The sequence below is a fragment of the Peterkaempfera podocarpi genome (genome assembly GCF_042466665.1).
Classification (GTDB): Bacteria; Actinomycetota; Actinomycetes; order Streptomycetales; family Streptomycetaceae; genus Peterkaempfera; species Peterkaempfera podocarpi.
Genome location: NZ_CP162102.1, coordinates 5,335,325 through 5,347,441 on the forward strand (window position 1 = coordinate 5,335,325; position 12,117 = coordinate 5,347,441).

8 protein-coding genes, 1 other RNA gene and 1 pseudogene are annotated in these 12,117 nt (G+C 72.0%); 9 read left to right on the forward strand and 1 reads right to left on the reverse strand.

What is annotated here, in order from left to right; translation table 11 throughout:
- Window positions 1-280: 280 nt before the first annotated feature.
- From AB0761_RS23500 to prfB, 3 genes and pseudogenes are all read left to right on the forward strand, one after another.
- Window positions 281-2,212, forward strand: coding sequence for a serine/threonine-protein kinase (locus AB0761_RS23500; protein WP_377271100.1), 1,932 nt, complete (start codon window positions 281-283; stop codon window positions 2,210-2,212).
- Window positions 2,213-2,320: 108 nt separating this feature from the next.
- Window positions 2,321-3,601, forward strand: a pseudogene (locus AB0761_RS23505) (serine/threonine-protein kinase); the annotation flags it as partial.
- A 1,037-nt stretch (window positions 3,602-4,638) separates the two neighbouring features.
- Window positions 4,639-5,754: a peptide chain release factor 2 gene (gene prfB, locus AB0761_RS23510; protein ID WP_377271101.1), complete on the forward strand. Its 1,116-nt coding sequence runs from the start codon at window positions 4,639-4,641 to the stop codon at window positions 5,752-5,754.
- A gap of 142 nt (window positions 5,755-5,896) precedes the next feature.
- Here the strand turns inward: prfB and AB0761_RS23515 are convergent, their stop codons facing one another.
- Window positions 5,897-6,091, reverse strand: a complete 195-nt coding sequence (locus AB0761_RS23515; protein WP_377274285.1) for a hypothetical protein — start codon at window positions 6,089-6,091, stop codon at window positions 5,897-5,899.
- Window positions 6,092-6,439: 348 nt separating this feature from the next.
- Here AB0761_RS23515 and ftsE point away from each other — a divergent pair, with 348 nt between their 5' ends.
- From ftsE to AB0761_RS23545, 6 genes are all read left to right on the forward strand, one after another.
- On the forward strand, window positions 6,440-7,129 hold the full coding sequence (ftsE, locus tag AB0761_RS23520; RefSeq protein WP_377271102.1) for a cell division ATP-binding protein FtsE: 690 nt from the start codon (window positions 6,440-6,442) through the stop codon (window positions 7,127-7,129).
- A gap of 18 nt (window positions 7,130-7,147) precedes the next feature.
- Complete coding sequence (gene ftsX / locus AB0761_RS23525; protein ID WP_377271103.1) at window positions 7,148-8,056, forward strand: permease-like cell division protein FtsX; 909 nt, start codon at window positions 7,148-7,150, stop codon at window positions 8,054-8,056.
- Between the two features lie 143 nt (window positions 8,057-8,199).
- Entirely contained in the window at window positions 8,200-9,450 is a 1,251-nt protein-coding gene (locus AB0761_RS23530) for a S41 family peptidase (protein ID WP_377271104.1), read from the forward strand.
- A gap of 44 nt (window positions 9,451-9,494) precedes the next feature.
- Window positions 9,495-9,971 carry an SsrA-binding protein SmpB gene (gene smpB, locus AB0761_RS23535; protein ID WP_377271105.1) on the forward strand — a complete coding sequence of 159 codons (477 nt, stop codon included), beginning with the start codon at window positions 9,495-9,497 and terminating at the stop codon, window positions 9,969-9,971.
- Between the two features lie 107 nt (window positions 9,972-10,078).
- Window positions 10,079-10,450: a transfer-messenger RNA gene (gene ssrA, locus AB0761_RS23540) on the forward strand.
- A gap of 249 nt (window positions 10,451-10,699) precedes the next feature.
- Window positions 10,700-12,094 (forward strand): nitrate/nitrite transporter, encoded by a 1,395-nt coding sequence (locus tag AB0761_RS23545; RefSeq protein WP_377271106.1) that lies wholly within the window; start codon window positions 10,700-10,702, stop codon window positions 12,092-12,094.
- The last annotated feature ends 23 nt before the right edge of the window (window positions 12,095-12,117 follow it).

The following is a 12,117-nucleotide window of genomic DNA, read 5'->3' on the forward strand; positions in this document are numbered from 1 at the left end:
CCATCCTCCCATCCGCCACCGACAGTACGCGTCCGGGCCGGATTTGATGATCTTGCGATCATCTCCACACGAAGTGCGGCGCCCCCACGGCGGTCCCGGACCCGGGTCAACCGATGTGCCCTCGGATGCGTCTGTGTCCACAGCGGGTGCGCAGGCCGGAGCGGGTCCGGTCCCGGAACACCTGCAAAGTCGGACACGGTTACAGTTGCCGGAGACACGGACCGCCGCCCTTCGGGCGAGTGCGCGGGCCCGCGGAGTCGGCACGGCGAGGAGCGCATCAGTGCGGCCGGTAGGCAGCAAGTATCTGCTCGAGGAGGCGCTCGGACGAGGCGCCACAGGTACGGTGTGGCGCGCCCGGGTACGCGATGACGTGGCCGTTCCCGGCATCGAGCCCGGGCGGCCGGTGGCCATCAAGGTGCTGCGCGAGGAGCTCGCCAACGACCCCGATGTGGTGATGCGCTTCCTGCGTGAGCGCTCGGTGCTGCTGCGGCTCGTCCACCCCAACATCGTGCGGGTCCGCGACCTGGTCGTCGAGGGCGATCTGCTCGCCCTGGTGATGGATCTGGTCGAGGGCCCCGACCTGTACCGCTATCTGCGGTCCAACGGCCCGCTCAGCCCGGTTGCGGGCGCCCTGCTGATGGCCCAGATCGCCGATGCGCTGGCCGCCAGCCACGCCGACGGAGTGGTGCACCGAGACCTCAAGCCGGCCAATGTGCTGCTGGCGACGACCGGCGGGCCCGGCGGCGCCGAGCAGATGCACCCGATGCTCACCGACTTCGGCATCGCCCGCCTGGCCGACTCGCCGGGCATCACCAGGACCCATGAGTTCGTCGGCACGCCCGCCTATGTGGCACCGGAGTCCGCAGAGGGCCGTCCGCAGACCTCGGCGGTGGATGTCTACGGCGCCGGGATCATGCTGTACGAGCTGGTCACCGGCCGTCCGCCGTTCCAGGGCGACGGCCCGCTGGCGATCCTGCACGCCCATCTGGCCCAGGAGCCGGAGCGGCCGCGCAACATGCCGGAGCCGCTGTGGACGGTGGTCGAGCGGTGTCTGCGCAAGGACCCCGCCCAGCGGCCCGGCGCCACCGCCCTGGCGCGCGCCCTGCGGGTGGTCGCGGCCGGGATCGGCGTGCACTCCTCCCCGGCGCAGGTGGACGAGGCGCTGGCGGTGGGCGCACTGCTGCTGCCCGACCCCGACCCGGCGCAGGTGCCCCCCACCGGCGGCGCCTTCGGCGGCCCCGACGCCCAGCCGACCCGCGTGCTGGGCCGGTCGGGACCGCCCGACCAGACCCCGACCCTGGGCGACGGTGTCCGGTACGACCCGGCCGCGGCGACCCGGCTGATGGGCGCAGGCCCCGCCGGCGCGGTCCCGGGCTCCGAGGACCGCACCCGTGCCATGCCCTCCGCGGGGCCGGGCGCCGGGCAGCGCGGCCCCGGGCAGGGTGGCCAGGGACAGGGCGGCCAGGGACAGGGCGGCCAGGGACAGGGCAACGCCGGCCAGGGCAACGCTGGACAGGGCGGTCCGGGCCAGGCCGACCGCACCCGAGTGATGCCGTCGGTCGGTCCCGAGGGGCCCGCCGGGCCGCCGCCGGAAATGCCGCAGGCCTGGGAGAACCAGCTGCGTGCCGCCCGCGACCGCGGCCGGCAGACCGAGGTCGGCTACTTCGAGCCCGAGGAGATGCAGCAGCTGCGGCAGCCCCAGGTGGCCCCGCCGCCCTACCGGCAGGGTCAGGCCGGGCAGTCCCCGCAGCCCGGCCCCGGTTACGGCTACCCGCAGCAGCAGCCCCAGCAGCAGCCCCAGTACCAGCAGCCCCGGCAGCAGCGCCCCCCGCAGCGGCAGCAGGGCGGCAACGCCCCGCAGGCCGCGCCCCCGCCGTACCAGCGGCCGTACGAGCCCGCCCCGGCGCGTCGGGCGGAGCCCGCGCCCTCCCGCCGCCCGGAGCCGCCCGCGCCGCGGGAGGCCGCCCCGCGGCGGGAGCCGCGCCCACGCAGCCGCAACCGGACCTACATCCCCGGGCTGGGCTGCCTCAAGGGGTGCCTGATGGTGCTGCTGATCCTGGCCATCGCCGCGGCCGCGCTGTGGAACTTCACCCCGCTGCCGGAGTGGTGGCACACCGTCCAGCACCAGTTCCACTCCGTCAGCAGCTGGGTCAGCGACACCTGGAAGCAGCTGAGCAGTTCCTCGGGGACTGAGGCAGGCCCGCCATATTGACGGTTTATCGACTTTGGCCGGTCAAGTGCGCTGCGCCACCACCTGAACGACGGTTCTCCGCGTAGTTTGGACGCTGACGCACCGACCCCCTCGGCTCACGGAGCAGCATTGGCACGCAAGATCGGCAGCCGGTACACCGTCCATCAGGTGATCGGCCGGGGATCCGCAGGCACTGTCTGGCTCGGTGAGGGCCCGGACGGCCCGGTGGCCGTCAAACTGCTGCGCGAGGACCTTGCCGCGGACCAGGTGCTGGTCGGCCGCTTCGTCCAGGAGCGCACCGCACTGACCAGCCTGGACCATCCCCGGGTGGTGGGCATCCGCGACCTGGTGGTGGACGGCAGCGACCTGGCACTGGTGATGGAGCTGGTGCACGGTACGGATCTGCGCACCCGGCTGGACCGCGACGGGGTGCTCGCCCCGCAGGCCGCCGTCTCGGTCGCGGTGGACGTCGCGGAGGGCCTCGCCGTGGCGCATGCAGCGGGCGTCGTCCACCGGGACGTCAAGCCGGAGAACGTCCTGCTCGACCTGGCCTCCTCGCCCGGACCCGGCGGCGCCCCCCGCGCCAAGCTCACCGACTTCGGCATCGCCCGGCTGGTCGACGCACCCCGCCGCACCCGCGCCACCCGCATCATCGGCACCCCCGACTACCTCGCCCCGGAGATCATCGAGGGCCTGGAGCCGCGCGCCGCGGTCGACATCTACGCCCTGGCCACCGTGCTCTACGAACTGCTCGCCGGGTTCACCCCCTTCGGGGGCGGCCACACCGGAGCCGTGCTGCGCCGCCATGTCACCGAGACCGTCCCACCGCTGCCCGGACTCCCGGACGGGCTGTGGAAGATCATCGCCGAGTGCCTGGCCAAGGCCCCGGCCTCCCGGCTGCGCGCCACCGAGATGGCCGACCGGCTGCGTGAGCAGCTGCCCTCCCTCGCCGGGCTCCCGCCGCTCGCGGTCGCCGCGCCCGGCAGCGAGCAGGCGGCCGAGGCCGCCGCCTCGCTCGAGGAGGCCGCGTACGAGGCCGAGGAGGCCGCCCTGCGCCCCCGCAGGCACCGCGGCCCGGCGGTCCCCCTCGTCCCGGGTCCGCAGCCCGACTCCACCCGCGACACCCACACCTCGATGCGCCGCCCCAGCGCCGACGAGCTCGCCTCCTTCGCCGCCGCCTCCCGCGCCGAGCGGGAGCAGCGCGGCACCGGGCCCGGCGGGGGCAGGGCACGCAGCCACCGGGGCCACCCGGCAGGGCCGGTCTCGGTGGTGGTCCGGCGGCGCCGGCTGGCGGCGGTGGTGCTGGCCGTGCTGGTGGTGGCGGGTGCGGTCGGCGCCGCCTATGCGGCGTTCGGCGGCGACTCCGGCACGGGCTCCGGTTCGGGCAAGGGCGCCGGGCGTCCGGGCAGCACCGCCACCACGGACCGCAACCACGACTCAGGGCAGGGCGTGCGGGGTCCCGGGCTGCCCACCGCCCCGTCGGCGGCCGAGGCCGCCGACACGTCCCCCGGCACGGAGACGGCCGCACTGCCCGACTGGTCCGGCTGGCAGCGGGTCCCGGCCCAGCCGGCGCCGCTCGCCGGCGGTGTCAGGGCGGTCCGGGTGGACGGAGTGACCTTCGCCTTCGCCACCGACCGCGACGGCGCGGTGCGCTATGTCACCAGGGCCGCCTCCGGCTTCGGCCCCTGGCGGCTGCTCACCGGTATCCATGTCAGCGGCGACCCCGCGCCGGTGGCGATGCCCGACGGCCGGATCGTGCTCTTCGCCCTGGGCACCGACCGGCTGCTCTACCAGCGCACCTACGCCGGCGGCAGCTGGACTCCCTGGGGCCAGCTCGACGGCCGTACCAAGCTGGACTCGCCGCCCGCCGCGGCCGCCGACGACTCCGACGACCGCATCGACCTGGTCGCCAGGATCGGCACCGACCTGGCCACGGCCTCCTATGTGCACCGCACCTGGAGCGCCTGGGCCACCGTGCCGACCGCCGGGCGGATCGACGGCACCCCGGGCCTCACGGCCGGCCCGCACGGCCGTCTGGACGCCTTTGTGGTCCGCGCCGCGGACGCTGCGGTGCTGCGGGTGACCGCGCTGCGGGGCGCCTGGCACCCGGCGGAGCAGGTGGCGGGTCTGAACGGCGGGGACCGCGCGGAACCCGTCGTGGGGGACGACGGCACCCTGTACGTCTTCGGGCGCGGCACGGCCGGCGGGCTCGCCTTCGCCGTCTCGCACTCGGGCGGCCGGGCCTGGCGCACGGGCCCGCTCCCCGACCCCGGGGCCGGCGGGCGCTACGCCCCGGGCCCGGTCGCCGAGGGGGCCCGGACGGGCCTCTTCGCCCGCACCCCGGACGGCGCCCTGCGCTACCTCCACACGGTCTGACCCGCCGCACCGGGGGTGGCGCCGCGCCCCCGGCGAAGCCGCTTCTGTCGCGGAGCCATTACGCTGGTTGCGTGGCAGCACTGGATCCTTCCGAAGAGCTCAAGTCCCTCGACACGACCATGGGGTCGATCGAGGCCGTCCTCGACCTGGACAAGATCCGGGCCGACATCGCGCGCCTCGAGGAGGAGGCCGCCGCGCCGGATCTCTGGGACGACCTGGCCAATGCGCAGAAGGTCACCAGCCGGCTCTCCTTCCTCCAGGGTGAGCTGCGCAAGGTGGAGACCCTGCGCCGGCGGATCGACGACGTCTCGGTCCTCTTCGAGCTGGCCGAGGCCGAGGACGACGCGGACACCCGCGCCGAGGCCGAGAGCGAGCTGGCCTCGGTACGCAAGTCCGTGGACGAGCTGGAGGTGCGCACCCTGCTCTCCGGCCAGTACGACGCCCGTGAGGCCCTGGTCACCATCCGGGCCGAGGCCGGCGGCGTGGACGCGGCGGACTTCGCCGAGCAGCTGATGCGGATGTACCTGCGCTGGGCCGAGCGCCACGGCTACCCGAGCGAGGTCTACGACACCTCGTACGCGGAGGAGGCCGGCATCAAGTCGGCGACCTTCGCGGTGAAGTCGCCCTATGCCTACGGCACCCTCTCGGTGGAGCAGGGCACCCACCGCCTGGTCCGCATCTCGCCCTTCGACAACCAGGGCCGGCGCCAGACCTCCTTCGCGGGCGTCGAGGTGCTGCCGGTGGTGGAGCAGAGCGACCACGTGGACATCGACGAGGGCGAGCTGCGGATCGACGTCTACCGGGCCTCCGGCCCCGGTGGCCAGGGCGTCAACACCACCGACTCGGCGGTGCGGATCACCCACATCCCGACCGGCATCGTGGTCTCCTGCCAGAACGAGCGCTCGCAGATCCAGAACAAGGCCAGTGCGATGAACGTCCTCCAGGCCAAGCTGCTGGAGCGGCGCCGCCAGGAGGAGCAGGCCAGGATGGACGCCCTGAAGGGCGAGGGCAGCTCCTGGGGCAACCAGATGCGGTCCTATGTGCTGCACCCGTACCAGATGGTCAAGGACCTGCGGACGGAGCACGAGGTCGGCAACCCGCAGCAGGTGCTGGACGGCGAGATCGACGGCTTCATCGAGGCGGGCATCCGGTGGCGCAAGCAGCAGGAGGCCGCCGCGGCGGTGTGACCGGCGGCGGTGTGACCGCAGGCCGCCCGGTGCGGCCCCGACGGCAGAAGGCCCCGGGAGAGCGAGCGCTCTCCCGGGGCCTTTGCGTGGCTGGGGCCGGATCCGTGCCCGGGGTCTGGGCCCGGGGTCTGCGTGCCCGGGGTCAGGCCAGGGCGTGGTGGGCGATGAGGAACACGGCGGCCATCGCCGCCACCAGGGCGAGCAGCGCGACGGGCGAGATCGACGCGAAGGGGCTCTGCTGCTGGTGCAGACGCTCGCGGTTGGCCCGGCAGACCGGGCAGCGGCCCTCGTTGACCGGCCCCGCGCAGTTGGCGCACACCAGACGGTCATAGGTCATGGCGATCTCCTCCTCGTCCTGCCAACGCACCGGGGTGGTGACTTCGTTCCCTGTCATGTCCGGAGACGGCTGGGAGGACCCATCGGTTCGTCCCCATCCACTGTGCCAGGTTCGGCCGGATCCGGCTCGCCTACCGCATACCTGTCGGTAATGGCGACCGCTGGGAGCGGGTGCTGGAGCAAACAGGTGAGTGAGGAAAGGCAGGGTTAGTCCAGTTTCGTCCGTGAAATCCCCCACCTTTGCCTCTGGCGAGCCTGCAATCACAGCCGTCGTTCGCGTATGGTCCAGCACCGGGGGAGCGGTGGACGCCGCTCCTGTCCTCCTAGACTGGCGAACCGTGATGCAGCCGTGATCAGATTCGACAACGTCTCCAAGACCTACCCGAAGCAGAACCGTCCGGCCCTGATGGATGTCTCGCTGGAGATCGAGAAGGGCGAGTTCGTCTTCCTGGTCGGATCCTCCGGCTCCGGGAAGTCCACCTTCCTGCGCCTGCTCCTGCGCGAGGAGCGGCCCAGCCAGGGCGCGGTGCATGTGCTCGGCAAGGACCTCGGGCGGCTCTCCAACTGGAAGGTCCCCCAGATGCGGCGTCAGCTCGGCACCGTGTTCCAGGACTTCCGCCTGCTGCCCAACAAGACGGTCGCTCAGAACGTGGCCTTCGCCCTCGAGGTGATCGGCAAGCCTAAGGCCGCCGTCAACAAGGTGGTTCCCGAGGTCCTCGACCTGGTCGGCCTGGCCGGCAAGGAGGACCGGATGCCGGGCGAGCTCTCCGGTGGCGAGCAGCAGCGCGTGGCCATCGCCCGCGCCTTTGTGAACCGCCCGATGCTGCTGATCGCGGACGAGCCCACGGGCAACCTCGACCCGCAGAACTCGGTCGGCATCATGAAGCTCCTCGACCGCATCAACCGCACCGGCACCACCGTGCTGATGGCCACCCACGACCAGGCCATCGTCGACCAGATGCGCAAGCGCGTCATCGAGCTGGACAAGGGCCACCTCGTCCGCGACCAGTCGCGCGGCGTGTACGGCTACCAGCACTGAGAGCAAGCAAAGGACATCATGAGGGCCCAGTTCGTCATGTCGGAGATCGGCGTAGGACTCCGACGCAATCTGACGATGACCATCGCGGTCGTCGTGAGTGTGGCGCTCTCGCTCGCCCTGGCGGGTGCGAGCCTCCTTGTCCGCTACCAGGTCGACTCCATGAAGGGGTTCTGGTACGACAAGGTCCAGGTTGCGGTGTACCTCTGCAACAAGGGCGACGCCGACAAGTACGCCTCCTGCTCCGGCGGTGCCGTCACCGACCAGCAGCGGACCCAGATCAAGGCGGACCTGCTGAAGCTGCCGGTGGTGGCCGATGTGCAGTACGAGAACAAGCAGGACGCCTACAAGAACTGGAAGGAGATGAACCCGGACAACCCGCTGACCAGCGTGGTCGGTGCGGACGGCCTGCCCGAGTCGTTCCGGGTGAAGCTCAAGGACCCGCAGCAGTACGACGTCATCGCCAGCGCCTTCGCCGGCAAGCCAGGCGTGCAGTCGGTGGAGGACCAGCGGAAGATCCTGGACAACCTCTTCGGGCTGCTCAACGGACTGCAGACCGTCGCGTTCGGGGTGATGTCGCTGATGGTCTGCGTGGCGCTGCTGCTGATCGTGAACACCGTCCGGGTGTCCGCATTCAGTCGGCGGCGTGAGACGGGCATCATGAGACTGGTCGGCGCCTCCAACTTCTATGTGCAGATGCCGTTCATCGCGGAGGCGGCGTTCGCCGCGCTGCTGGGTGCGGCGCTGGCGTCCGGACTGCTGCTGCTGGGCAATCTCTTTGTGCACAACTGGTTGCAGCAGCGGGTGCAGTTCATCCACTTCATCGGCCTCCCCGAGGTGGTGCGGGTGATACCGATGCTGGTGGTGGCCGGTATGGGCATGGCCGCCGTGGCCGCGTTCTTCACTCTGCGGAAGTACCTGAAGGTCTGACGGCCGGCGTGTCCCCCGAACGGATCGGGCCCCGGCCCCCGGCGTCGCCGGGGGCCGGGGCCCGACTGTGTGTGGTGACGTTCACCGCATTGCGTGACCGAGTGGCCCGGCCCGGCCGGTCGCCTGCCCTACACTCCAAAGCCATGTCCGGTTCGTCTCGGCGGATGCGCCAGGGAGCGACGCTCTCGCTCGTGTTCGGCGCGGTGCTCGCCACCGGTGCCGCCACCGGCGCATGGAGTGGGGCGGGCGCCGGCGGCACCGCGCCGCAGCACGCGGTCGCGGCCCGGCTGGTCGCCCACGGCGCCGACCTCACGGGCGAGGACCTCACGCCCGAGGAGGCCGAGCGGCTGGTCGGCGAGAGCGGCGACCGCTGGGCTGCCTACTACAGCCCCGAGGAGTACGCGGAGTACGCCCAGAGCCTGGACGGCGAGTACGTCGGCGTGGGCCTCTGGGTGAGCCGGGACCGTGACGGCGGCGTCGCCGTCTCCCGGGTGCAGCGGGGCACCCCGGCGGCGCAGGCCGGGATCCGGGTCGGCGACCGGCTGGTACGGATCGACGGCGCCCCCGCCGAGCGGATGCCGGTGACCGAGGTGGTGGCCAGGCTGCGCGGCAGCACGTCCGGCGACAGCGCGGCAGGCGGCCGCGCCAGCCGCCAGGACCCGCAGGGCCGCAGCGCGGACCTGGCCGGGGACGCCGAGCGCGAGGTGGGCTCCACCGTCACCCTGGCCGTACGCCGCAGCGGCTCCCCGGTCCGTGAGGTCACCCTGCGCCGGACCCTGCTGGCCACCCATGACGTCACCGTGGACCACCCCGGCCGCGACATCACCCGGATCAGCGTGGGCGCCTTCACCTCCGGCGTGGGCCGGCAGGTCGCCGAGGCCGCCCGCAGCGCCGCCGAGCAGCGCACCGCGGACGGCGCCCGGTCCGGGGGGATCGTGCTCGACCTGCGCGGCAACTCCGGCGGGCTGCTCGCCGAGGCGGTCACGGCTGCCTCCGCCTTCCTGGACGGCGGCCCGGTGGGCACCTACCAGGCGCACGGAGCCGACCAGGAGCTCACCGCGGTGCCCGGCGGCGACACCGCCACCCCTCTGGTGGTCCTGGTCGACAGCGGCACCATGAGCGCCGCCGAGCTGCTGGCCGGGGCCCTGCAGGACCGCTGCCGCGCCGTGGTGGTGGGCTCCCGGACCTTCGGCAAGGGGACCGTCCAGGAGCCCAGCCGGCTGGCCGACGGGTCGGTGCTGGAGCTGACCGTGGGCCGCTACTTCACTCCCGCGGGGCGCTCCCCGGACGGCAACGGGATCGAGCCCGATGTCTCCGTCCCCGCCGCGGCCGAGCCGGCGCAGGCCGAGCAGCTGGCCCTCACCGTGCTCTCCGGGCTGGGCTCCCCGGGGTAATGGACTCCCGTCCGGCCGCGCCGGATGCGACAATGATCGGCGCTATGGCAAAGGAAAAGGGACAGAAGCTCATCGCGCAGAACAAGCGGGCGCGGCACGAGTACACCATCCTCGACACGTACGAGTGCGGCATGGTGCTCACCGGTACGGAGGTGAAGTCGCTCCGCGAGGGGCGGGCCAACCTCACGGACGGCTACGCCTACATCAGCGGCCGCGAGGCCTGGATCGACAACCTCTTCATCCCCGAGTACACCCAGGGGACGTGGACCAACCACGCGGCGCGCCGCAAGCGCAAGCTGCTGCTGCACCGCGACGAGATCCGCAAGCTGGAGGCGAAGACCAAGGAGACCGGCCACACGCTGGTCCCGCTGTCGCTCTACTTCAAGGACGGCCGGGCCAAGCTGGAGCTGGCGGTCGCGGTCGGCAAGAAGCTCTACGACAAGCGGCAGGCGCTGCGGGAGAAGCAGGACAAGCGGGAGACGGCGCGCGCCGTGGCCCGCGCCAACCGCCGGACGGGCTGACCCGCCGACCGGCGGGAATGCGCTGGACCGGCCGGCTGTCGACGCCGTACGATGGGCATGCGCCGGAGACCTGCAGAGGTCCCCGGAGCTCTTTGAAAAAAACACATGGGGGTGATCGGTTTCGACTGGGGATGTCGAAACAGGGGAAGCGAGCCGAGGAACGCGGCAATGATCTCGTTAACCATCTGCCGCAAAAAAATAATCGCCAACTCTAAGCGCGATTCCTTCGCGCTCGCTGCCTGATCAGCGAGTAACGAAGGTGTCAGACCGGGTGTGTTCCCGCCCCGGATCCTGGCATCAGCTAGGGAACTCACCGTTCTACCCGGTCGCGGGGTAGTTCGGGACATCAAACAGTGACTGAGCCCGTCGGCAGCTTGTCTGCGTGACTGCCGGGGCTGAGAAAAGCACAGCAGACTGCGCTCGGAGAAGCCCTGAATCAACTCCACAGGACCCGGGTTCGATTCCCGGCACCTCCACCACACCCATGTACGCGACGGCCGTCATCCGCACCGGATGGCGGCCGTTTCGTGTCTGCGGCCCGCACCGGCCCGTCCGGCGGACGACCGCCTCGTGGGCGGCCGGGACCGGCCGCAGGGCTCACAGGGGCTCCGTACAGCGCGTGAGTGGACGGTTCCGCAGGTGTCACACGCAGCCATGAGCCCGAAACCGCCGACTTCTAGCGTCAAGGCATCCAGGCAGACACACCAGGACGCACACGGGAGACGCTGATGACCACGGGCACGGGTACGACGGCGGTGCGCCGAGGCGGCCGCTGGATCCAGGAGTGGGACCCGGAGGACGAGGCATTCTGGGAGCGCACCGGGCACCGCACCGCCAACCGCAATCTGCTGTTCTCGGTCCTCTCCGAACACATCGGCTTCTCCATTTGGAGCCTCTGGTCGGTGATGGTGCTCTTCATGGGGCCCGCGTACCACGTCGACCCCGCCGGGAAGTTCTTCCTGGTGGCGATGCCCACCCTGGTGGGCGCCTTCGTCCGGATCCCCTACACCTTCGCGGTGGCCCGGTACGGCGGCCGCAACTGGACCATCGTCTCGGCGCTGCTCCTGCTGCTGCCCACCGGCGCGGCCTTCCTGGTGATGGAGCCCGGCACCTCCTACACCACCTTCATGCTGGTGGGCGCGCTCACCGGGCTGGGCGGCGGTAACTTCGCCTCCTCCATGACCAACATCAACGCCTTCTTCCCGCTGCGCCGCAAGGGCTGGGCGCTCGGCCTCAACGCCGGTGGCGGCAACATCGGCGTCCCGGTGATCCAGCTGGTCACCCTGGCGGTGATCTCCGCGGCAGGCGCCGGACACCCCCGGATCGTGCTGGGCATCTACATCCCGCTGGTCGTGGTCGCCACCACCTGTGCCGCGCTCTTCATGGACAACCTGGCGCCGATGCGCGCCGACACCGGCGCCTTCCGCGAGGTGGTGCGGGAGAAGCACACCTGGGTGATGTCGGCGCTCTACGTCGGCACCTTCGGCTCCTTCATCGGCTTCAGCTTCGCCTTCGGCCTGGTGCTCCAGAACCAGTTCGGCCGCACCCCGCTGCAGGCCGCCCAGCTCACCTTCGTCGGCCCGCTGCTCGGCTCGCTGATCCGCCCGGTGGGCGGCCTGCTGGCCGACCGCTGGGGCGGCGCCCGGATCACCTTCGGCAACTTTGTGGCGATGGCCGCGGCCGCCGGTGTGGTCCTCTACGCCTCCTCGGTGAAGTCGCTGGCCGTGTTCCTGGTGGGCTTTGTGGGGCTCTTTGTCTTCTCCGGCCTGGGCAACGGCTCCACCTACAAGATGATCCCGGGGATCTTCCAGGCCAGGGCGCGGTCCCGCAGCCTGGCCGAGGGGCTGAGCGCCGAGCAGGAGGCCGCCTGGTCCCGCCGGCTCTCCGGTGCCGCCATCGGGGTGATCGGTGCGGTGGGCGCCCTCGGCGGGCTCTTCATCAACCTCGCCTTCCGGGAGTCCTTCCTCACCGCCAAGTCCGGATCCCCGGCCTTCCTCTCCTTCCTGGCCGCCTACGCCGTCTGCTTCGTCCTCACCTGGGCCGTCTATCTGCGCCGCCCGGGCAGGGCGCCGGCCGCCGCCGCCGAGGCCGCCGACCCGGCCCGCGCCCTCGCCCAGGTCTGAGCGCGGCCTGCGGGCGTTCCCCC